Raw genomic sequence first — 20,497 nt, forward strand, 5'->3', positions numbered from 1 at the left:
GCGTCAGTGCTGTGCGAGGAAGACCATGTTCCAGGTTCCTGCCGCCAGCGCAGTGGCGACGGCGGCGCCAGCGATCAGCAGCCCGCCAAGAGCCACCCACAGATCCAGGGCACTGAAGGTGGACCGACGCGCCCAGGTGCGTTGCTCGCCGCCGAAGCCCCGGGCCTCCATGGTGACCGCGAGGCGGGAAGCCCGGCGGACGGCCTGGACCAGCAATCCGAAGCTCTGCCCCAAGGTGGCGCGGAGACGTTGCAGCGGATTCCCGTGGGAGCCCACGCCGCGGGCGCGGCGCGCCATCCCGATGGTCTGCCACTCCTCGGCCATCAGGCCGACGAGCCGCATCGCGGCCAGCGTCCCCAGGACAAAGCGGTGCGGCAGTCCCGCTCTCTGGGCAAGGGCGTCCGCCAGGTCCGTAGGATCTGTACAGCTCATCAGCAATATGGCCGGAAGCGCGATGGCCAGACCTCGGATCAGAAAGCCGAGCCCGAGTTCGAGGGACCCTTCGCTGATCGACCAGATTCCGGCGTCGAGCAGGATGCTCCCGTTGTCCGGTGCCAGGATCGTGGTGCTCCAACCACCTAACGCCGCGGCCAGGATCAGCGGCCAGCCCCGCTGCCAGAGCCGGCCGGGTGTCAGCCCGGCCAGCGGAAGCAGCGCCAGCAGCAGGGCGAGCGCCACCGATGCGGACACCCAGTCGATGGACAGCGCCAGCACGATCGTGATGAGCATGACCGCAGCGAATTTCGCCAGGGGGTTGGACCGGGTCAGCAGGGCGTGGTTTCCGCCCACCATCAACTCCTGCCTCATGGCGCGGCAACCTTCCCGGGGGTCCCGTGCCCGGCGTCGCGCGGGTCGGGGCCGCCGGGTTCAGCCGCCGGGAGCCGCAGTTCGGTGCCACCAAGGACCTCGCTGAACTCGGCGTCGTGCGTCACGGACACGACGGCGGTGCCGCCATCGAGGAGTTCGGAGAGGAAGGAGGCCAGTTCGGCCCAGGTGTTGGCGTCCTGGCCGAAGGTGGGTTCGTCCAGGATCAGCACCCGGGGATGGGCTGCGAGGACGGTGGCGACGGACAGGCGCCGTTTCTCACCGCCGGAGAGCGTGTAGGGGTTGGCGTCCACGAGCTCAGTCAGCCGGAGCCGCGCCAGCAGTTCGTCCACGCGGTCTTCGCCGCGGCCCAGGTGCCGGGGCCCGAACATCAGCTCATCGATCACCCGGCCGGTGACGAACTGGTGTTCGGGTTCCTGGAACACGGTGCCGATCCTCGCGATCAGCTGCTGCGCCTTCCACCGGTAGGGATCGATTCCGGCGCCTGCGCTTAGCTCCAGGGTGGCGGAGACCTTGCCCGCCACGGGCGCGAGCAGGCCGGCGAGGGTCAGGGCGAAGGTGGATTTCCCTGAACCGTTCGGTCCGGTGATGGTCAGCGCTTCTCCGGCGCGGACCTGGGCGGTGATCCCCTTTTGCACGGGCACCGGCGGAATCGGCCGGAAGCCGCCGCGGAATCCCGCGCGCTCTGGCCGTTCCCGGGAGACGGCCAGGTCCTCCGCTGCCAGCAGCAGATGACCCGCGCCTTTGACGCCGGAACCCGGTTCCGCGGACAGCGTCCGGCGCGCCCTGGCCGGCGGCACGTAACCGGGCACCCAGACGCCTGCGGCGGTGAGCATGTCCCGCGCCTGCGCCAGGACCCGGTCCGGTGGCCCGTCGATCAGTACGGCGGACTCCGTAGCGGAACCGCGCTGCAGCACTACGATCCGGTCTACGAGGTCCTTCCAGACCGCGACGCGGTGTTCCACCACCACCAAAGTGGCGCCGGTCTTGTCAAGGCAGCGGCCGACGGCGTCGCGGACTTCCAGGACGCCGGCCGGGTCCAGGTTGGCGGTGGGTTCGTCCAGCAGGATCAGCCCGGGCCGCATCGCGAGGATCCCGGCGAGCGCCAGCCGCTGCTTCTGACCGCCGGACAGTGCCGACGTCGGGTGATTCAGCGGCAGCCCGCCCAGCCCGACGTCCTCGAGCGCTTCCGCCACGCGGGGCCAGATGTCCGCTGGCGCGACGGAGAGGTTTTCCGCGCCGAAGGCGACGTCATCGCCGAGCCGCGAAAGCACCACCTGGGTCTCCGGGTCCTGCTGCATTAAACCGGCCCGGCCGCGCGCTGCCCGGGGCGCGGCACCGTCGATCAGCAGGCTGCCTGACTCGTCCGCGTCGTCCGCAGGATCGACGCCGCGGCCGGCCTCTCCGGTGGAGCTGTCGCCGAGCACCCCGGCCAAAGCATGAAGCAACGTCGACTTGCCGGCACCTGAAGGGCCCAGCAACAGCACCCGCTCCCCCGGCTGGATGTCCAGGTCCAGGCCCCTGATGGCGGGCCGGGGCCTGCCGGCGTGCCGCCAGCCCCAACCGCGGGCAGTGACCGCGGCGGGGCGGGCGGCGTGGTCTGCCGGCATCAGGAGAACACAGGTTCCGATGCCGCCTTGCGGGACGCAAAGGAAGCCAGCACCCCGGTCCTGGCCAGGCCGCGGGTGGCGAGCCAGGACAGTCCGCCGGCGATCACGGCCCCGGAAATGGCGCAGAAGATGATATAGGCGAATTTGTCACCGGCTTCGTAGGCGACGTTCCAGCCCCAGGGGAGGAACGAGTCGTTCAAGCCGCAGAACAGGCCCGCACCCGCACCGGCCAGCAGGGACACCGGCAGGTTGAACCTTTTGTAGAGGAACGCGGCGAAGATGAGTTCGGCGCCGAGGCCCTGCAGGAAGCCTGAAAACAGCACGGAGGCACCGTACTGGGAGCCCATGATCAGCTCACCCGTGGCGGCCACAGTTTCGCAGAACACCGCCGCGCCCGGCTTCCGGATAACCAGCATGCCCAGCACCGCCGGAATCATCCAGCCGCCGGCGTAGAGCCCGGTGAGCGGCGGGTAGAACGCATTGACGGGTGCGGAGATGAGGTTTGCGCCCTGGGACCAAGCCCAGAAAATCACGCCGCCAGCCACGGCGATTAACGCCGCCAGCACAATGTCCACCACACGCCAGGCGTGCGTCCGCCGTGCGGGGGTCCCGGCGGTCGCGGGGGTGGTTGGTTCCTGCTTGCCGAACCCGTGCTTTGCAGATGTGTCAGTCATTTCGTCCTCCTGAGGAACAGGAGGGGAGAGTGACCCGGTCCACGGCTTCTGCCGCCCACCGGGGTCACTCTGAGAACTCGACTCCCTTGCGCCGGTACTAACCGGATCAGGTTCGAGGGTCTGCGGCTGTCCGCACTCTCAGCGCCCACCTGTGGTGTCCCCGGATTCCTCCGGAAATGCCCGACGGCGGCGCTCCCCTGTCGTATCTAAATCGCCCTTGTGGGCGTGGCCCAGTTTACACCCGCGCGCCGTCGTTCATCCGGCAGCCCGCTCCGGGCGCCGGACCGCTGGCGGCGTCGACCAGATCGCTGCCGCTTCATCCCGCTGCCGGCGTCGCCTCCGGTTAGGGTTATGGCATGACGTTGGGGAGCGGGGCGGCGGAGCCGCTGGTACACATTCAGGATTTTCGAATGGACTTCGGGGATACGACCGTCATCCGGGACCTCTCCTTCGATGTCCGGGCCGGGGAAACGTTCGGGTTCCTGGGCAGCAACGGCTCCGGGAAGACCACCACGCTGCGGGCGCTGCTGGGCATTTACCAGCCGACCGCCGGGACCCTCCACATCGGCGGCAAGCCCTTCGCCCCGCAGGACGGGGCGCGCCTGGGGTACCTGCCCGAAGAACGTGGCCTGTACAAGAAAGAGTCCGTCCTGGATGTGATGGTCTATTTCGGCCGGCTCAAAGGCCTGGACAAGGCCCACGCGAAGACCTGGTCCCGGGAGTACCTGGAACGGGTGGGCCTGCCGGACAAGGCGGGCATGCGGCTGGACAAGCTCTCCGGCGGGCAGCAGCAAAAAATCCAGCTCGGCGTGACCATCATGAACGATCCCGAACTGCTCATCCTGGACGAACCCACCAAAGGCTTCGACCCGGTCAACCGGCGCCTCCTGATGGACATCATCGAAGACCAAAAACGCGCCGGCGCCACCGTCATCATGGTCACCCACCAGATGGAAGAGGTCGAACGGCTCTGCGACCGGGTGATCCTGCTCAAAGACGGAACCTCCCGCGCCTACGGCACCGTTGCCGAAGTCCAGGAACAATTCGGTGGAACCGTCTACCGGCTCTCCTACGACGGCGCGCTGCCGCCCTCGGCCCTGTACGACATCGTCACCGCCGCCGGCGGCGACGCGGAACTCTCCCCCCGCCCCGGCGGAGACCAGGCGACCGTCCTGCGGGAACTCATCAGCCAGGGCGTGGCCGTGCAGTCCTTCACCACGGCCAGGACCTCCCTGGACGAGGTCTTCATCAAGGTCTATGGCGACAACCATGAAATGGCGGAGGTCTGAAAACCGTGGCCCACCAAACATCCACCCAGCGTCCGTCCCCTGCCCCGGCGGCGCCGACGCCGGTCCCGCCCAAGCGGCCCTTTGCCCGGCATAACCTTCGCACGGTGGTGGACTTCGAGTTCACCCGCACCATGAAAAAGCGCGCCTTCTGGATCGCCACCCTGTCGATCCCGGTGGTGATGGCTGTCGTGTTCGCGCTCATCTATTTGAGCAACTCCTCCACCGCGGCCAGCGCCGACGCCCAGAAGACCGCCGCCGTGGCCTTCACCTACACCGATAGTTCCGCCCTCGTCAGCGCGGACGTCGCCGCGGCCATGGGCGGCAGACCGGCCGAGGACCCCGCCCGCGCCCTGGAGGACGTGAAAGCCGGGGTGACGGACGCGTACTTCGTCTACCCCGCCGAGCCCGCGGCGCAACCGGTGAAGGTCTACGGAGCCGACAAAGGGATCTTCGAGAACGGCAAGTACGACGCCGTCGCCAAACAGCTGCTTGCCGCGTCGGCGCAGGCCCAGGTGGGCTCCCCGCAGCTGATTGCCGCGGCCAGCGGAAACGTCAAAACCGAAGCCGTCACCTTCAAGGACGGTCAGCCGACGGGCGGCTTCGGCTCAGCGCTACCGCCGCTGATGTTCCTGCTGATCTTCTACGTCTCGATCATTCTGCTCTCCAACCAGATGCTCAACTCCACCCTGGAGGAAAAGGAGAACCGCGTCACCGAGATGATCCTGACCACGCTGAACCCCACCACCCTGATCATCGGCAAAGTCATTGCCCTCTTCATGGTCGGAGTCGTCCAGATCCTGGTCTTCCTGACGCCGATCGCCGTTGGGTTCCTTTACTTCCGGGACAAGCTGGCCATCCCCGATCTTGACCTGTCGAGCATCACGTTCAACCCGGGGACCATGATCGTCGGCGCGCTGCTGCTCATCGGAGGCTTCATGGTCTTCACCGGAGTCCTGGTCGCCATCGGGGCCATCATGCCGACCGCCAAAGACGGAGGCACCATCTTCGGGCCCCTGATGGCCCTGATCTTCGTGCCGTTCTATGCGATCAGCCTGATCATCTCCGATCCGCGCGCGCCCATCGTGCAGATCTTCACCTACTTCCCGCTTTCCGCCCCCGTCACGGGCCTGCTCCGGAACAGCTTCGGCACCCTCAGCCCGCTCGAGTCCACGATCATCATCGTCGAGCTGTTCCTGACCGGATTCCTCATCCTTCGCCTCGCCGTCCACCTCTTCCGGTACGGGTCCATCCAGTACTCAAGCAAACTTTCCATCGCCGGAACCTTCCGCAAACGCACCACCCCCGCCGGGAAATAGCCGCCGGAAGGGGCACCCCGGCGGCGTTCCCGCACCACGGACTGCCCTGTCTGGAGCGCGGGGCGGGGAACGCTAGGCTAGGGGAAGCCCTGTTTCCTCCCGCTAGGAGTTGCGAAGAATGAACATTTTTATCAAACTGCTCGGCACCGGCATCAGCCTGCTCGCCGGCTTTGTCGGCACCAAACTCGTTGACACGGTCTGGGAGAAGTCCACGGGCAACAAGCCGCCCAAGGGCCACGACGACGACGTTCCCACCACCCTGCGCTCCGCCCTGACCTTCGCCCTGATCTCCGCGTCTGTCAGCGCCATCATCCAGGTCCTCGCCAACCGAGGCACCCAGCGCGCGGTGACCCGCTTCGCCAAGACCCAGGAACTGGTTTAGGAACTGGTTTAGGCGACTGGTCTAGGGCGCATCATCCAGCAGCGGGCCCGCCGGCGTCGTCGGTGAAGCCGCGCTTGCCGGCCGCCTGCTGCACCACGGCCTCCAGTTCATCCGTGCTGAGCAGCTCAGGATGCAGGTGCTTTGTCCGGTAGCCGGCCCGGCCCACCATATGGGCCGATACCGGCACGGTGAGCAGCTGGAAGATCCAGGCCACCACCAGCACGGGCCACACCCACCAGGTGCGCATTTGCAGGCCCAGCGCGGACAGCAGCAGGAACAGTCCCAGCACCTGGGGCTTGGTGGCCGCGTGCATCCTGCTCATCAGGTCCGGGAAGCGGAGCAGGCCTACGGCCGCCGCGAGCGACATCAGGGCCCCGACCAGCAGAAAGACTGCTGAAACGGCGTCGATCACGGTGTCACCGGAAAACGACTCAGGATTCACGCGTTTTCTCCCGCCGGTCGGCCACAAAGCGGGCAACTGTTACGGAGCCGACGAACCCGATGAGGGACACCGCCACCAGCAGCATGAGGTTGTTGAGGTGCCGGTTCACGGCCATGTCAATGCACAGGGCGGCGCCGACGATGGCCAGCAGCACGTCCGCGGCGAGCACCCGGTCCAGCAGCGACGGGCCCCGCGCGATCCGGATGATCGCTCCTCCGGCGGCCAGCGACAGCACCACCGCGGTCACGGCCAGGACGAGTTCCATCATGCGCCCACCTCCTGGTTCAGTGCCGACAGTTCGGCCTTGGTGCCCATGATCCTGATCAGCCCCGCCTCCGTGTCGCGGACGTCCTTGCGCAGCTGGGCGGCGTCGTCCGCGTTGCGCACGTTGATGCCGTGGATATACAGCGTGGACGTGGATCGGTCCACCTCCACTACCAGCGAGCCGGGGATCAGCGCCGTGACGTGACCGGTGGCGGTGACCAGCAGGTCCGAGTGGCTGCGGAGGGGAACGGCGACGACGGCGCTGATGACTTTGGGTCCTTTGACCGCGGCCAGGTAGAGGACCTGGAAGCTCGCTGCCACCACTTTGAGCAGGAACATCACGGCGAACGGAACAGCCCGGAGCACATTGAAACGTCCTCCGAGTTCCACCGGCGGCAGGTAAAACAACCGGGCCACAAGAACTGCTATCAGCGCACCGAAGAGCAGGTTACCGGGGCTGAAGTCCCGCCAGAGGGCGCCCCAGACCACCACAAGCCAGACGAGCAGGGGAAGTTCCTGCCGCAGGGAGATCCGCTTCCGGCTCATCTCCCTCCCTCCCGCTGCTCGGGCTGGGAGATCGCCGGAACCGGCGCATCCCCACCGAGGACTGCATGGATGTACGGGGTCCGGTCCAGCATGTCGAAGGCCGACTGGTCTGCCACCTTGAACAAGGGGCCCGCGAAGACTGTCAGTGCCACTCCGAAGATCACCAGGCCCAAGGTGGACCCCACCATGGTCCGCGGCAGCAGGGTGACATTGGTTTTTCCTGCCCGGTCCCCGGTAGCGGAATCGGAGGCGGCGGCCAGCAGGACCGGATCGGGGTGCTCGGCGTCCTCGGGCTTGCGCCAGAACGCGCGGTTCCAGACCCTGGCGATGGCCAGCAGGGTCAGCAGGCTGGTGAGAACCCCGCCAATCACCAGGGCGTAGGCCAGCGGGGTTCCCAGCTGCACGCCGGCCTGCAGCAGCCCCAGCTTGCCCAGGAAGCCCGAGAACGGCGGGATCCCGGCCAGGTTCATGGCCGGGAGGAAGAACAGTATGGCCAGCAGCGGGGACAGCTTGGCGAGCCCGGCAACACGGTCCACCGAGGAGCTGCCGCCACGGCGTTCGATCAGGCCAGTCACCAAGAAGAGGCTGGTCTGGATGGTGATGTGGTGGGCCACGTAGAAGACCGCCGCGCCCAGTCCGGCCACAGAGGACATCGCAAGGCCGAACACCATGTACCCGATATGGCTGACAAGGGTGAAGGACAACAATCGCTTGATATCACTTTGGGCCAGTGCTCCCAGGATTCCCACGATCATGGTCAGCAAGGCGGCGACCATCAGCGGCCCGTTGAAAGTGTCCCCGGGAAAGAGCAGGGTTTCCGTGCGGACAATGGCGTAGACACCCACCTTGGTGAGCAGGCCGGCGAACACCGCCGTGACCGGGGCCGGTGCTGTCGGGTAGGAGTCCGGGAGCCAGAAGGACAGCGGAAACACGGCCGCCTTGATGCCGAAGGCGACCAGCAGCATCACGTGCAGCAGGTTCTGCGTTCCCTGGTCCAGGTCCGCGAGCTTAATGGCGAGATCGGCCATGTTGATGGTGCCGGTGGCTCCATAGATCATCGCAATCGCCATCAGGAACAGCACAGAGGACACCACGGAAACCACGAGGTAGGTCACGCCGGCACGGACCCGCGGTCCCGTTCCGCCGAGGGTCATCAGCACGTAACTGGCTGTCAGGAGGATTTCGAACCCGACGTACAGGTTGAACAGGTCCCCGGAGAGGAAGGCGTTGGACACCCCGGCCACCAGGATCAGGTAGGTGGGGTGGAAGATCGAGACGGGCGCGTCCCGGTCGCCGTCTGCCATGCCCTGCCCGGTGGCGTAGATCAGCACCGCGAGGCTGACGGCGGAGGACACCACCAGCATCAGCGAGGAGAACTGGTCCACCACCATCACGATGCCCCAGGGCGGAAGCCAGCCGCCGAGGGTGACAGCCGCCGTTCCGCCGTCCCAGACGGCGGCCAGCAGCCAGCATTCAAGCAGCAGCGTCATGGACAGGAGTGCGATGCTTACGGTCCGTTGCGCCCGTGAGTGCCGGATCAGCAGGAAGGTCAGGGCGGCACCGAGGATGGGAAGAAGGACGGCGAGCGGGGCGAAGCTGGCAATGTTCACTGTCCGCCTCCTTCCTTGTTAGGCGGTATGACGTTCAAGGATCCCGGCTGTTCCTCCGCGGCGGCCGCATGGGCGTCCAGCGTGCGGTCAGCGACCTCAACGATGGCCGACGCCCCGGCGGGAATATCGGAGACCGCTTGGCCGTCCGTACCGACCATGGTCAGTGGGAACTCGGAAGTCTCCACCGGGACCACGGAATCGTCCTCGATGTCGAAGCTGGGGGTCCGCGCCACGCGGCGGTCCTCGGCGTCGTCCTGGATTTCGTCCTCGCGGGCCAGGACCCAGGTCCGGTAAATGATGCCCAGCATGAACGCTGTGACCGCGAAGGAGATGACAATCGAGGTGAGGATCAGGGCCTGCGGCAGGGGATCGTTGTACGCTGCGGCCGGGGTGTCCTTGCTGAACATGGGCGCGAGGCCGGCGTAGCCGCCGGTGGTCAAAATCAGCAGGTTGGTGGCGTTCGTCAGAAGCATCAGGCCCAGCAGGACCCGGGTGAGGCTCCGTTCGAGCAGGAGGTAGATGCCGCACGCGTACAGGGCCCCCATAACCACGAGCAGGGTCAGGTTGACGCTCATGCTTTCCCCTTGACGGTGATCTCGGCCGGAACTCCGGCGGGCTCAGGATCGCCGGGGTGTTCCCCGGCCTCTTCCTCGAAGTGTTCGTCGATTTCGGCTCCGAGGCTGCGCAGCACATCCAGCACCAGGCCGACGACCACCGTGTACACGCCGATGTCGAAGATTGTGGAGGTGACAAACTTGACGTCACCAAAGACCGGGAGCCAGAACTCGATGATGGCGGTCTGGAACACCTGGCCACCCAGCAGCAGGGGCACCAGGCCGGACACCGCTGCGGTGGCCAGCCCGACGCCCAGCAGGGTGCCGGCGCTGATCGGCGAGGCTTCCCGTAACTCGAAACGCCCGCCCGCGAGGTATCGGACGGTGAGCGCCAGTCCGGCAGTCAGGCCGCCGGCGAAGCCGCCGCCGGGGAAGTTGTGCCCGGCGAGCAGCAGGTAGATGGAGAAAACGATGATCGAGTGGAAGACCAGCCGTGTGACGACTTCAAAGATGATCGAGCGGCGTTCCGGCGCCAGGGTCCGGCCGGCCACCAGCCAGGCGTCACGGCCGGAGGCGGCGAAGCGGCGGCTCATGGCCAGCGCGGCGTCGTCGCGGGTGTTTCCGCGTCCGGCGCCGGGGCTGCGGCGGCCCACGGAACCCTCGGCAACAGTGGAGGCGGCGCGGATTCCCTCGCCCCGGCTCTTGACGAAGATCAGGCTGGCCACACCGGTGGCCGCGAGGGCCAACACCGCGATCTCCCCAAACGTGTCCCACGCGCGGATGTCGACCAGTGTCACGTTGACGATGTTCAGGCCGCCGCCGCCCTCGTACGCCAGCTTCGGGAACTCCAGCGATACCGGCGCGGCCACCCGCGCGCCAAGGGCGTAGATGGCGACAAACACCATGGTGACTCCGAAGGCGGCGCCAATGATGACTCGGACCACCCGGTATTTCCCGCCGGTCCGGTCACGCAGTTCCGCCGGGAGGCTGCGCATGGCCAGGACGAAGGCCACCAGGATGATGGATTCCACGAGCATCTGGGTCAGTGCAAGGTCCGGGGCGCCCTGCAAGGCGAACATCAGGGCGATGCCGTAGCCGGTGACAGACACCATCAGGACGGCCAGGAACCGCTTGTTGGCGCGCACCGCGGCCAGCGCCCCGATGATGATTCCCGCGCCGACGACGATCTGCAGCGGAGAGTGGGGGTCGATGAAGTAGAGGTCCTCCGGCAGCGGCTTATTGGCCAGTACCAGCGCCGTGAGCGGAAGGACGAACGCCACGGTCAGGATGACGGACAGGTAGAAGAACAGCGAGCCGCGCTGGGTCCGGCCGGTAATCCAGACCGCGGCGTCATCCAGGGCGCCGATGGTCAGCTGGTATCCGCGGTCGCCGTCAATCCACCCGGGGACCCGGGCCTGGAGGCGTCCGACGGCGTGACGGCCGTAGTACATGGCCAGGCCGAGGGCGAAGGTGATGGCGGTCAGGCCAAGCACCGGGGTCACGCCGTGCCAGAGGGCCAGGTGGCCGGCGGCGGCGGCCGGGTCTTCGCCGTCGGGCACAAACAGCGCCGCGTACGGCTGGATCCAGCCGTCCACCGGAGCCGGCCACAGCCCGTACACGATCGTCAGCACGCTCAGAAGGGCGGGGGCTGCGAGGAACGCCGGCTTGATCGGTTTAAAGGGTGTCGTCCCCACGCCGGATTTGACGGCGAAGGCGCCCCACATGAACCGGGCGCTGTAAGCGAATGTCAGGATGGAGCCAAGGACCAGGCCGACGAGGACCACCATCCCCCACGGTCCGGCGCCGGAGCCGTGGTGGACGAAAGCTTCGAAGACCGATTCCTTGGCCACGAACCCGGCCAGGGGCGGAATCCCGGCCATTGAGGCAGCGCCGATGGCGGCCACGATTGCGAGGGCACGGGAGGAACGGAACACACCCGAGAGCTTGCGGATGTCCCGGGTGCCGGCCTGGTGGTCGATGATGCCCACCACCAGGAAGAGGGTGGCTTTGAACAGCCCGTGGGCGAGCAGCAGCCCGAGGCCGGCGAGGGCGGCGTCGGGCTCGCCGAGTCCGACGACCATGGTCAGGAAGCCGAGCTGGCTGACCGTGCCGTAGGCCAGGATCAGCTTAATGTCGGTCTGCCGCAGCGCCCGGTATCCGCCCACAAGCATGGTGGCCAGGCCAAGGCCCAGCACCACCGGCAGCCAGAAGGTCGTTTCCGCGAATCCCGGCGCGAGCCTCGCCACCAGGTAGATGCCGGCCTTCACCATGGCCGCGGCGTGCAGGTAGGCGCTCACCGGGGTGGGCGCCGCCATGGCGCCCGGGAGCCAGAAGTGGAACGGGACGAGCGCGGATTTGGTGATCGCACCCACCAGAATGAGCACGACGGCGCCGGCTACTGCCCCCGCGGCGGGTCCGGTGACGAGGGTGGGCGCCAGTTCGAGAATGGCCGAGATCCGGTAGGTCCCTGCAGTGAAGCCGAGGATGATCAGGCCCACCAGCATGGCCAGTCCACCGGCGGTGGTGACGATGAGGGCCTGCAGGGCGGACCGCCGCGCCGCGAGCCGGGTCCGGGCGTACCCGATCAGCAGATAGGACAGGACCGTGGTCAGCTCCCAGAAGATGAAGAGCAGGAGCAGGTCATCCGCCGTCACCAGGCCGAACATCACCCCGGCGAAAGCCAGCAACTGCGCGCCGAACCCGCCGAGGAAGTCGTCCTTATCCTTGAAGTACCGGGCACAGTAGACCAGCACCAGCGCGCCGACGCCCAGGACCAGCAGGGACAGGACCCAGGCAAGGGCATCCATGCGGAAGGCGAGCTCGATCTTCAGTTCGGGGATCCAGGGCAGGACGTCGGCCATGCCGGCGCCTGAACCCCCGGCCCGGGGGCCGCCGGAGCCGGCTGCATAGACGGCGCCGTGCTGCATGACCAGCCAGACGAACGAGCCGGCGGGCACCGCCGCGAGAACGTAAAATGCGTTTCGACCGAACCGGTGGAAGAGCACTGGCGCCACAACAGCCACCGCAAAGTGCACGGCAAGGACTGTGATCACTGGTATCTCCGCAACGTCAGGGGTTCAATTGTCAATAAGCTGGAGCAGGCGGCGCATTCGTTAGGTTCAGTGCGAACAGTTTACCAAGCGTTGACAAATTCTTTTCCCTGGTGCGGCCGGTTCCCCGTGAACGGGGGCTAACATTTCCGCTATGAACTCCGCTGCCGCCCCCGAGGCCATGCGTCCCGCGTCGGAACTGGAATCCGGCCCCCAGGCCTCGCAGAAGGGCCGCATTCTCGCGTGGGCCGCCTGGGACTGGGGCTCTGCCGCGTTCAACGCCGTCATGACCACATTTGTGTTCACGGTCTACCTGACCTCCAAAGCCTTCGGCGGCGAGGACCAGGCGTCTGCCGTTCTGGGCGGGGCGCTGGCCATCGCCGGCGCCGCCATCGCGCTGCTGGCACCTGTCACGGGGCAGCGATCGGATACCGGGGGGCGCCGGAAGCTCTGGTTGGGAGTGAACACTGCCGCCGTCGCCCTCCTGACCGCCCTGTGCTTCTTCGTCTTCCCGCGCCCGGAATTCCTGTTGCTCGGCGTCACCCTGATCGCGCTGGGCAACGTCTTCTTCGAATTTGCCGGGGTGAACTACAACGCCATGCTCGCCCAAATCTCCACCCCGCAGAATATCGGCAAGGTCAGCGGGTTCGGCTGGGGCATGGGATACCTCGGTGGCATCGTGGCGCTGCTGATCGTGCTTCAACTCTTTGTCCAGCCGAGCTTCGAGTGGTTTGGCGGCTCCACGGAGGACAGCCTGAACATCCGCCTGGTCGCGGTGTTTTCGGCGCTGTGGTTCTTCGTGTTCGCGCTGCCCGTGCTCTTCGCCGTCCCGGAACTTCCCCGGACACGGCAGGGGGCCGGCCTGGGGTTCTTCGCGTCCTATGGCCTGCTGGCGCGGCGGATCGCGGCGATTTACCGGACCAGCCCGCACACCATCTACTTCCTGCTCGCCAGTGCCGTGTTCCGCGACGGGCTGGCTGCGGTGTTCACGTTCGGCGGCATCATCGCCGCCGGCACGTTTGGCTTTGAGCTCAAGGAGGTCATCTTCTTCGCCATCTTTGGAAATGTGGTCGCCGCGGCGGGCGCCATTGCCGGCGGCTTCCTCGATGACCGGGTCGGGCCCAAGACGGTCATTGCCGGGTCGCTGGTGGGCCTGCTGGCCGCAGGCACGATGATCCTGGTCCTCGGCAACGGGAACTATTCCTTCTTCGGCATGCACTGGGCCGGCACCACGACCTTTTGGGTCTTCGGCCTGTTCCTGTGCCTGTTTGTGGGGCCGGCGCAATCATCCTCGCGGGCCTACCTGGCCCGGCTCGCCCCGCACGGGGAGTCCGGCGAACTGTTCGGCCTCTACGCCACCACGGGCCGTGCCGTCAGCTTCCTCGCCCCGGCACTTTTCACGCTGTGCATCGCGGTGGCCGCCCCGCTCGTGGAACCGGGCGGCGCCCAGCGTTGGGGCATCCTCGGCATCATGGTGGTGCTCCTGGCGGGGCTGCTGTTGCTGCTCCCGGTCAAAGCACCGGGGAAGGCCGGCATCGCCGTCGTACCTGCAGCCTGACGCTGCCCGGATTCCCCGGCAGCGCACTAGGCTGGAGGAATGAACGTGGATGAGACAGACCTCCCGGGACTGGGCCGGCGCAAGGACTTCATGACCGCCTCCGGGCGCCGGATCGGCGTCGTGGAGTACCGCGAGGGTCAAACCGAATTGATCGTTTCGACCTGGGACGATCCGGACACCTGCCAGGCGTCCATTCCGCTGACGGCCGACGAAGCCGCCGCCCTGGGGAACCTGCTCGGCGGCCAGCGGCTGGCCATGCAACTCTCCGAGGCCCACCGCGAAGTTCCCGGCATCGTCACCCGCCAGTTTTCCATCGCCGCCGGCTCCCCGTTCTCCCACCAGCCGATGGGCAAAGCGGCCATCAGGACCCGCAGCGGCGCCTCCATCGTCGCCATCATGCGCGAAGGGGAGGTGCTCCCCTCGCCGGGACCGGACGTCGTCCTGCACCCCGGCGATCTCCTCGTAGCAGTGGGTACGCAAGAAGGCCTGGACGCGGCGGCCGGCATCCTGCGCAACGGCTGACGGCATGGATCCGCTCGCACTGACCCTGATCGAACTCGGGGCCGTCGTGTTCTGCCTCGGCCTGCTGGCCAGGCTGGCCGGGCGGATCGGCATGTCCCCCATTCCGCTGTACCTCATCGGCGGGTTGTTCTTCGGCGCGGGCGGCCTGGTCAAACTCGAAGGCATGCACGAGTTTGCGCATCTTTCCAGCGAAATCGGCGTCATTCTCCTCCTGCTGATGCTGGGATTGGAATACACGGCGGCCGAGCTGGTGACGGGATTGCGGCGCTCCTGGCAGGCCGGCGTCCTGGACCTCGTGCTGAACTTCCTGCCCGGCGCCCTGCTCGCGGCCCTGCTGGGCTGGGGCGTTGTCGGGGCGATGGTGATGGGCGGTGTCACGTACATCTCCTCTTCCGGAATCGCGGCCAAGGTGATCACCGACCTGGGGCGGATCGGTAACCGCGAAACCCCGGTGGTGCTCTCGATCCTCGTGTTTGAGGATCTGGCCATGGCTATCTACCTGCCGATCCTGACGGCCACCCTGGCCGGCGTCAGTTTCGTCGCCGGGCTGCAGACCGTGGGGATTTCGCTCGCCGTCGTCACCGTGGTGTTGCTCGTGGCATTGCGGCACGGGCACCACGTGTCCAAGGCCGTGCACAGCGAAAACTCCGAGGTGTTCCTGCTCAATCTGCTCGGCGCCGCCCTGCTCGTAGCCGGGCTGGCGGCGGCCATGCAGGTTTCAGCGGCGGTGGGCGCCTTCATGCTCGGTATCGCCATCTCCGGTGCCACAGCGCACAGCGCCACCCGCATGCTGGAACCGTTGCGGGACCTCTTCGCGGCCATCTTCTTTGTGGTCTTTGGCCTCAACACCGACCCCACCACCATCCCGCCGGTGCTCGGCTGGGCGCTGCTGCTGGCCCTCGTCACAGCGGCCACGAAGATGGTCACGGGGATCTGGGCGGCCAAGCGCGCCGGGATCGGCCTGCCGGGGCGGTTCCGCGCCGGCGCCGCGCTGATCGCACGCGGAGAATTCTCGATCGTCATTGCCGGCCTCGCCGTCGCCTCCGGCGTGGTGCCCAAGGAACTCGCGGCCCTTGCCACCGCCTACGTGCTGATCATGGCCGTGACCGGGCCGCTCGCCGCCAGGTTCGTGGAACCGGTCGTGGCGATGCTTCGCCGGCCGGCGAAACCGCCCCGGGTACGAACGGCAGACGGAATATAGCGGCACCGCCCGGGAAGGATCCGGGCGCGCCCTGCCGCCGTCCTGCTCTGGGGGCCTAGATTTCCGTGCGGTGGAAGTTCAAGTGGCTCCGGCTCGCTGTTGGGCCGCGCTGGCCCTGGTAGCGGTTACCGTACTCGCCTGAGCCGTACGGGTGCTCGGCGGCCGAGGTGAGCCGGAAGAAGCACAGCTGGCCGATCTTCATCCCCGGCCACAGCTTGATCGGCAGTGTTGCCATGTTGGACAACTCCAGTGTCACATGGCCGGAGAACCCGGGATCGATGAATCCCGCCGTTGAGTGCGTGAGCAAGCCCAGCCGTCCCAGCGAGGACTTGCCCTCCAGCCGGGCCGCGATGTCGTCCGGGAGGGTCACGGTTTCGTAGGTCGAGCCCAGCACGAACTCTCCCGGGTGGAGGATGAACGGCTCGCCCTGCTCGACCTCGACGAGGCGGGTCAGGTCAGGCTGCTCTTCCGCCGGATCGATGTGGGCATATTTGTGGTTGTCGAAGAGCCGGAAGAATTTGTCGATCCGCACGTCAACCGATGAGGGCTGCACCATGGCAGGGTCGAAAGGCTCCAGGACGATCCGTTGGGAATTGATTTCGAGACGAATGTCGCGGTCAGAGATCAGCACAGTCTCAAATTACCGTACTCACCGTCCCCCGTCAGGCTCAGGACCAGTGTTACAGCCCTGCCGGCGCTCCCGGCAGCGTCCTGGGTGCTGAGCAAGAGCCGCAGGGCAGCCGGGCCGTCCGGAGCGTTGTTCGGCAGAACGTCCACGGCTGGGGTAAGGTAAATCTCGTTGTTCGCCGGGGCCCGGCCAGCGGTTCCAGGCCACCCCCTTGCGGCTGTAGCTCAATGGTAGAGCGCTAGCTTCCCAAGCTTGATACGCGGGTTCGATTCCCGTCAGCCGCTCCAATCCCCCGCAGGAACCTGCGCAAAAGCCCTTTTCCGCGGCACCTGCCGGCTGTTAGGCCGCAACCTGTATCGTTCAAAGTCAGGAACTTTCCGGTTCCGGTACAGGAGCGATCATGGCTGACACATCCCCCCGTCAAACGGAGTCCCAGGAAAAAGTGAACGGCCCCTCAAGCCTTCTCACCCTCGGGGTCCTGGGCACCACGCGGAAGCCCAACGAGCGGCGCCTTCCGATCCACCCCCGCCACCTGGACCGGATCGCCCCGGCACTCCGACAGCAGCTGATCGTTGAGGAGGGCTATGGCGAACGGTTCGGCGTCTCGGACGCCCATCTTGCGCCGATGGTGGGACGCATCCTCCCTCGTGCCCAGCTGCTGGCGGAGGCCGACGTCGTCCTGCTGCCCAAGCCGCAACCCGAGGACCTCGCCGAATTGCGGGACGGGCAGATCCTCTGGGGCTGGCCGCATTGCGTCCAGGACCGGGCCATCACACAGCTGGCGATCGACAAGAAGCTCACCCTGATCGCGTTTGAGGCGATGAACCACTGGGCGAGCGACGGCGGCTTCGGCCTGCACGTGTTCCACAAGAACAACGAACTCGCCGGTTACTGTTCGGTGCTGCACGCCCTGGCGCTGACAGGTTCCACCGGGGACTACGGCCGCCGGCCCAGCGCCGTCGTCATCGGCTTCGGTGCTACGGCCCGTGGTGCCGTGACGGCCTTGAACGCCCATGGTGTCCACGACGTCCAGGTCCTGACCAACCGCGGGGTAGCCGCGGTGGGCTCCCCGATCCATTCCGTCCGGATCGCCCAGCTGGACCACGACAACGAGGCGCCCTTCCTCAGCGAGGTCATCACCGGGCGCGGCCGGGTGCCGCTTGCGCCGTTCCTGGCCGAGAGCGACATCGTGGTCAACTGCACCTTGCAGGACCCGAACGCACCGCTGACCTATCTGCGCACGGAGGACCTTGGCGCGTTCAGTCCCGGCAGCCTGATCGTGGACGTATCCTGCGACGAGGGAATGGGCTTTAGCTGGGCGAAGACCACCACCTTCACCGACCCCATGTTCACAGTCGGCGACCACATCAACTACTACGCGGTGGACCACAGCCCGTCCTACCTGTGGAACTCCGCCAGCTGGGAAATCAGCGAGGCCCTGCTGCCGTTCCTGGAGACCGTGGTTGCCGGCCCCGAGGCCTGGGCCGGCAACGAGACCATCCGCCGCGCCATCGAAATCCGCGACGGCGTCGTCCTCAATCCGGACGTGCTGCAATTCCAGCAGCGCGGGACGGAGCACCCGCACACGCCGCTGGCAGGCTAGCGGCCGGCTTCCCGGCGGACAATCTTCACGATCCGTCGGCGGTCCTTGAGATCCACTTTCAGTTTCAGCTGGCCGCGGCGGGCCAGCACGACGGCGACGGTCGCAGCGGCGAGCGCCGGGACCCCGCCGGACACCAGGATGGCCGTGGACGGATTCACGTGCTCGGCCAGCCAGCCGATCATCGGCCCGCCAATTGCCTGGCCGCCGATCAGCACCATGATGTAGAGGCTCATGACGCGGCCGCGGATGGCCAGGTTGGAACTGATCTGGACCAGCTGGTTGGCCGCGGTCAGGAACATCAGGCACCAAAATCCTGCCAGCACCATTGCCGCCCCGAACCACGCCATGGAGGGCGCCGCCCCGGCCAGACAGAGCATAAGCCCGTACATTCCTGCTCCCAGCACCACCGAACGCAACCGCAGATGCCGCCGGCGGGCGGACGTGACGGCGCCGGCAAGGGCGCCGAGGGCCACCAGCGCGTTGAGCATCCCGTAGCCCGCGGCGCCGACGTCGTACACGTGATCCGCGAAAGCGGCCAGCAGCACCGGCAGGCTCATCGCGAACACCGCGATAAAGCCGGCCATCAGCCACGGCCAGTAAATCGTGGGTTTGCTCAGCGCGTAATCCAGACCCTCCCGCAGCATGCCCTTGCGTTTGGAGGCGGGGGCACTGATGTGCAACTGATCCTTCCGCAGCGTTAGCAGCATCGCGACCGTGGAGCAGCAGGCGACCGCGTTGGCGGCGAACGCCCAGCCTGCCCCCACCGCGGTGAGCAGCAGCCCGGCGAGGGCCGGACCAATCAGGCCGCCGAGCTGGAACGTCGTGGAATTGACGCTGATGGCGTTCCGGAGGTACGCCGGGCCTACGAGTTCGTTGACGAAGACCTGCCGCGCCGGCTGGTCCAGCACGGTGACCAGGCCCAGGGCCAGGGCAATCGCGTAGACGTGCCAGACCTCGATCCTTTGGCTTAGCGCCAGCAGCGCGAGAATGGCCGCCAGCACGGCGGCCGCGGACTGGCAGAGCATCAGGATCTTCCGCTTTGCGAAGCGGTCCGCCATCATGCCCGCCCACGGGCCCAGGAACAGCGACGGCAGGAACTGCAGCGCCACGGTGAATCCGACGGCGGTGACGGAACCGGAGAGTTCGAGCACCAGCCAGTCCTGGGCGATCCGCTGCATCCAGAGGGCGATCACAGCGATGAAGTGGCCGATCGCAAAGATGCGGAAGTTGCGGACTCTCAGCGAGATGAAGGTATGCCGCCACGGCAGCCGCTGGGTGATGACGGCGAGAGGCGCGGTGCTGGTGTCCGGCAGTGCGGCGGCGACGTTGGTCTCTAACGGCGGTGGGGGTGCCACGGAAAGTCCTCAAACGAGCGGATGGGTGCGATGGGTTAACGCTAAGCTGGCCGCAACAGATTGTGGAAGCTTATTCTCTGCATAACTCGCATTACGGAACGCAATACAATGGCGCCGTCGCCCGAGGAGGCCGCATGTTCGAACCCGCCCAGTTGCGGTCCTTTCTCGCCGTGGCCGAAACACTGAGTTTCACCAAGGCCGCAGACCGGCTGGGGCTGGCGCAGCCGACGGTCAGCCAGCATGTGCGCAAGCTCGAAACGGCGGCAAAACGGGTCCTTGTGGCCCGGGACACCCGCGATGTGCGCCTGACGGACAACGGGGACGCCATGGCCGGTTTCGCCCGCACCATTCTCGCCGCCCATGACGCCGCCTCGCGCTACTTCTCCGGATCCGCCATGCGCGGCCGGCTGCGCTTCGGCACCGCGGATGATCTCGCGATCACGGGGCTGCCGAGAATCCTGCGCGAATTCCGGCAGGTCTACCCCGAAATCAACCTGGAGCTGACCGTGGGGCAAAGCGAGCAGCTCTACAAACGTCTCAACGCAGGGCAACTGGACCTCATCTTCGTCAAGTGGGTCGCCGGAGCCAAGGGCGGCACGGTGGTCCAACAGGACTCGTTCGCCTGGGTGGGCCTGGAGCAGACCTCTCTCAACCCGGCCGACCCCGTGCCCTTGATTGCCTACCCCGCGCCGAGCCTGAGCCGGAAGCTTGCCATCGACGCGCTGGAGTCGACGGGCCGGACGTGGCGGATCACCTGCACCACGCGGCAGATCTCCGGAGTGCTGGCCGCCGTGCGGGCTGGAATCGGGGTGGCGGTCATGCCATCCTCCCTGGTGCCGGATGATCTGAAAACCATCACCCGGCGCTTCGACCTTCCCCCGGTAGGCGACGTCGATTTCACGCTGATCCGCAACCCGCTGGCCAACGCCGAGGTGATCGAGGCCCTGACCCAGACCATCGCGGGCAGGACCCTGAAACGCGCTACTTAAGCGGCGCTACGCACCTGCTGTGTACCTACGCGGATTGAGTACTTACGCATACCATTGATCCACTGGGGATACTGGCATA

20 protein-coding genes, 1 tRNA gene and 1 riboswitch are annotated in these 20,497 nt (G+C 66.8%); of the genes, 9 read left to right on the plus strand and 12 right to left on the minus strand.

Annotated elements, in window-relative coordinates:
• Positions 1-3: 3 nt before the first annotated feature.
• The 3 genes from VUN84_16755 to VUN84_16765 are packed head-to-tail and all read right to left on the minus strand — an operon-like array spanning position 4 to position 3,109.
• Entirely contained in the window at positions 4-807 is an 804-nt protein-coding gene (locus tag VUN84_16755; GenBank protein XAS63917.1) for an energy-coupling factor transporter transmembrane component T, read from the minus strand.
• Entirely contained in the window at positions 804-2,435 is a 1,632-nt protein-coding gene (locus VUN84_16760) for an ABC transporter ATP-binding protein (protein XAS63918.1), read from the minus strand. Before VUN84_16760 ends, VUN84_16755 begins: the two co-directional genes overlap by 4 nt.
• Positions 2,435-3,109, minus strand: coding sequence for an ECF transporter S component (locus VUN84_16765; protein XAS63919.1), 675 nt, complete (start codon positions 3,107-3,109; stop codon positions 2,435-2,437). The genes VUN84_16760 and VUN84_16765 overlap by 1 nt, the downstream gene beginning before the upstream one ends.
• A 65-nt stretch (positions 3,110-3,174) precedes the next feature.
• Positions 3,175-3,318, minus strand: a riboswitch (TPP riboswitch).
• A 201-nt stretch (positions 3,319-3,519) separates the two neighbouring features.
• On the opposite strand from VUN84_16765, the gene VUN84_16770 reads away from it, so the two are divergent.
• The 3 genes from VUN84_16770 to VUN84_16780 all read left to right on the plus strand — a co-directional run bounded on the left by VUN84_16770 (position 3,520) and on the right by VUN84_16780 (position 6,096).
• On the plus strand, positions 3,520-4,398 hold the full coding sequence (locus VUN84_16770) for an ATP-binding cassette domain-containing protein (protein ID XAS63920.1): 879 nt from the start codon (positions 3,520-3,522) through the stop codon (positions 4,396-4,398).
• 5 nt (positions 4,399-4,403) lie between these two features.
• Positions 4,404-5,714 (plus strand): ABC transporter permease, encoded by a 1,311-nt coding sequence (locus VUN84_16775; protein ID XAS63921.1) that lies wholly within the window; start codon positions 4,404-4,406, stop codon positions 5,712-5,714.
• 118 nt (positions 5,715-5,832) lie between these two features.
• The gene (locus tag VUN84_16780; protein XAS63922.1) at positions 5,833-6,096 is read left to right on the plus strand and encodes a DUF4235 domain-containing protein; all 264 of its coding nucleotides are present in this window, start codon (positions 5,833-5,835) and stop codon (positions 6,094-6,096) included.
• A 31-nt stretch (positions 6,097-6,127) separates the two neighbouring features.
• On the opposite strand, the gene mnhG is transcribed toward VUN84_16780, so the two are convergent.
• From mnhG to VUN84_16810, 6 genes are read right to left on the minus strand one after another with little or no spacing between them, the layout of a single operon-like run.
• A complete protein-coding gene (gene mnhG, locus VUN84_16785) occupies positions 6,128-6,538 on the minus strand; it encodes a monovalent cation/H(+) antiporter subunit G (protein ID XAS63923.1) in 411 nt (136 codons plus the stop codon).
• Positions 6,528-6,806: a monovalent cation/H+ antiporter complex subunit F gene (locus VUN84_16790; protein XAS63924.1), complete on the minus strand. Its 279-nt coding sequence runs from the start codon at positions 6,804-6,806 to the stop codon at positions 6,528-6,530. Before VUN84_16790 ends, mnhG begins: the two co-directional genes overlap by 11 nt.
• The gene (locus VUN84_16795; GenBank protein XAS63925.1) at positions 6,803-7,348 is read right to left on the minus strand and encodes a Na+/H+ antiporter subunit E; all 546 of its coding nucleotides are present in this window, start codon (positions 7,346-7,348) and stop codon (positions 6,803-6,805) included. Before VUN84_16795 ends, VUN84_16790 begins: the two co-directional genes overlap by 4 nt.
• The gene (locus tag VUN84_16800) at positions 7,345-8,958 is read right to left on the minus strand and encodes a Na+/H+ antiporter subunit D (protein XAS63926.1); all 1,614 of its coding nucleotides are present in this window, start codon (positions 8,956-8,958) and stop codon (positions 7,345-7,347) included. Before VUN84_16800 ends, VUN84_16795 begins: the two co-directional genes overlap by 4 nt.
• Entirely contained in the window at positions 8,955-9,533 is a 579-nt protein-coding gene (locus VUN84_16805) for a Na(+)/H(+) antiporter subunit C (GenBank protein ID XAS63927.1), read from the minus strand. The genes VUN84_16800 and VUN84_16805 overlap by 4 nt, the downstream gene beginning before the upstream one ends.
• Positions 9,530-12,565: a Na+/H+ antiporter subunit A gene (locus tag VUN84_16810; protein XAS63928.1), complete on the minus strand. Its 3,036-nt coding sequence runs from the start codon at positions 12,563-12,565 to the stop codon at positions 9,530-9,532. The genes VUN84_16805 and VUN84_16810 overlap by 4 nt, the downstream gene beginning before the upstream one ends.
• A 151-nt stretch (positions 12,566-12,716) precedes the next feature.
• Here VUN84_16810 and VUN84_16815 point away from each other — a divergent pair, with 151 nt between their 5' ends.
• The 3 genes from VUN84_16815 to VUN84_16825 are packed head-to-tail and all read left to right on the plus strand — an operon-like array spanning position 12,717 to position 15,843.
• Positions 12,717-14,120, plus strand: coding sequence for an MFS transporter (locus VUN84_16815; GenBank protein ID XAS63929.1), 1,404 nt, complete (start codon positions 12,717-12,719; stop codon positions 14,118-14,120).
• A 39-nt stretch (positions 14,121-14,159) separates the two neighbouring features.
• Positions 14,160-14,642 carry a cation:proton antiporter regulatory subunit gene (locus VUN84_16820; GenBank protein XAS63930.1) on the plus strand — a complete coding sequence of 161 codons (483 nt, stop codon included), beginning with the start codon at positions 14,160-14,162 and terminating at the stop codon, positions 14,640-14,642.
• A 4-nt stretch (positions 14,643-14,646) separates the two neighbouring features.
• Complete coding sequence (locus tag VUN84_16825) at positions 14,647-15,843, plus strand: cation:proton antiporter (protein XAS63931.1); 1,197 nt, start codon at positions 14,647-14,649, stop codon at positions 15,841-15,843.
• 55 nt (positions 15,844-15,898) lie between these two features.
• Here VUN84_16825 and dcd read toward each other — a convergent pair whose 3' ends face one another.
• Both dcd and VUN84_16835 read right to left on the minus strand, forming a co-directional pair.
• Complete coding sequence (gene dcd / locus VUN84_16830) at positions 15,899-16,474, minus strand: dCTP deaminase (protein ID XAS63932.1); 576 nt, start codon at positions 16,472-16,474, stop codon at positions 15,899-15,901.
• Positions 16,468-16,620 carry a hypothetical protein gene (locus VUN84_16835; protein XAS63933.1) on the minus strand — a complete coding sequence of 51 codons (153 nt, stop codon included), beginning with the start codon at positions 16,618-16,620 and terminating at the stop codon, positions 16,468-16,470. The genes dcd and VUN84_16835 overlap by 7 nt, the downstream gene beginning before the upstream one ends.
• Positions 16,621-16,684: 64 nt before the next feature.
• Here VUN84_16835 and VUN84_16840 point away from each other — a divergent pair.
• Positions 16,685-16,758: transfer RNA gene (locus VUN84_16840), tRNA-Gly, on the plus strand.
• 155 nt (positions 16,759-16,913) lie between these two features.
• Positions 16,914-18,074, plus strand: a complete 1,161-nt coding sequence (locus VUN84_16845) for a N(5)-(carboxyethyl)ornithine synthase (protein ID XAS65887.1) — start codon at positions 16,914-16,916, stop codon at positions 18,072-18,074.
• Here VUN84_16845 and VUN84_16850 read toward each other — a convergent pair.
• Positions 18,071-19,387: an MFS transporter gene (locus tag VUN84_16850; protein ID XAS65888.1), complete on the minus strand. Its 1,317-nt coding sequence runs from the start codon at positions 19,385-19,387 to the stop codon at positions 18,071-18,073. The genes VUN84_16845 and VUN84_16850 overlap by 4 nt on opposite strands.
• Positions 19,388-19,563: 176 nt before the next feature.
• Between VUN84_16850 and VUN84_16855 the strand changes: the two genes are divergently transcribed.
• Positions 19,564-20,418 carry a LysR substrate-binding domain-containing protein gene (locus VUN84_16855; GenBank protein ID XAS63934.1) on the plus strand — a complete coding sequence of 285 codons (855 nt, stop codon included), beginning with the start codon at positions 19,564-19,566 and terminating at the stop codon, positions 20,416-20,418.
• The last annotated feature ends 79 nt before the right edge of the window (positions 20,419-20,497 follow it).

The sequence above is a fragment of the Micrococcaceae bacterium Sec5.8 genome (assembly GCA_039636775.1).
Classification (GTDB): Bacteria; Actinomycetota; Actinomycetes; order Actinomycetales; family Micrococcaceae; genus Arthrobacter.

What these genes read in the sequence shown, in the direction of transcription:
- VUN84_16755 (XAS63917.1), bottom strand. Translation starts at nt 807, where the DNA reads ATGAGGCAGGAGTTGATGGTGGGCGGAAACCACGCCCTGCTGACCCGG.
- VUN84_16760 (XAS63918.1), bottom strand. Translation starts at nt 2,435, where the DNA reads ATGCCGGCAGACCACGCCGCCCGCCCCGCCGCGGTCACTGCCCGCGGT.
- VUN84_16765 (XAS63919.1), bottom strand. Translation starts at nt 3,109, where the DNA reads ATGACTGACACATCTGCAAAGCACGGGTTCGGCAAGCAGGAACCAACC.
- VUN84_16770 (XAS63920.1), top strand. Translation starts at nt 3,520, where the DNA reads ATGGACTTCGGGGATACGACCGTCATCCGGGACCTCTCCTTCGATGTC.
- VUN84_16780 (XAS63922.1), top strand. Translation starts at nt 5,833, where the DNA reads ATGAACATTTTTATCAAACTGCTCGGCACCGGCATCAGCCTGCTCGCC.
- VUN84_16790 (XAS63924.1), bottom strand. Translation starts at nt 6,806, where the DNA reads ATGATGGAACTCGTCCTGGCCGTGACCGCGGTGGTGCTGTCGCTGGCC.
- VUN84_16795 (XAS63925.1), bottom strand. Translation starts at nt 7,348, where the DNA reads ATGAGCCGGAAGCGGATCTCCCTGCGGCAGGAACTTCCCCTGCTCGTC.
- VUN84_16805 (XAS63927.1), bottom strand. Translation starts at nt 9,533, where the DNA reads ATGAGCGTCAACCTGACCCTGCTCGTGGTTATGGGGGCCCTGTACGCG.
- VUN84_16815 (XAS63929.1), top strand. Translation starts at nt 12,717, where the DNA reads ATGAACTCCGCTGCCGCCCCCGAGGCCATGCGTCCCGCGTCGGAACTG.
- VUN84_16820 (XAS63930.1), top strand. Translation starts at nt 14,160, where the DNA reads ATGAACGTGGATGAGACAGACCTCCCGGGACTGGGCCGGCGCAAGGAC.
- VUN84_16825 (XAS63931.1), top strand. Translation starts at nt 14,647, where the DNA reads ATGGATCCGCTCGCACTGACCCTGATCGAACTCGGGGCCGTCGTGTTC.
- VUN84_16855 (XAS63934.1), top strand. Translation starts at nt 19,564, where the DNA reads ATGTTCGAACCCGCCCAGTTGCGGTCCTTTCTCGCCGTGGCCGAAACA.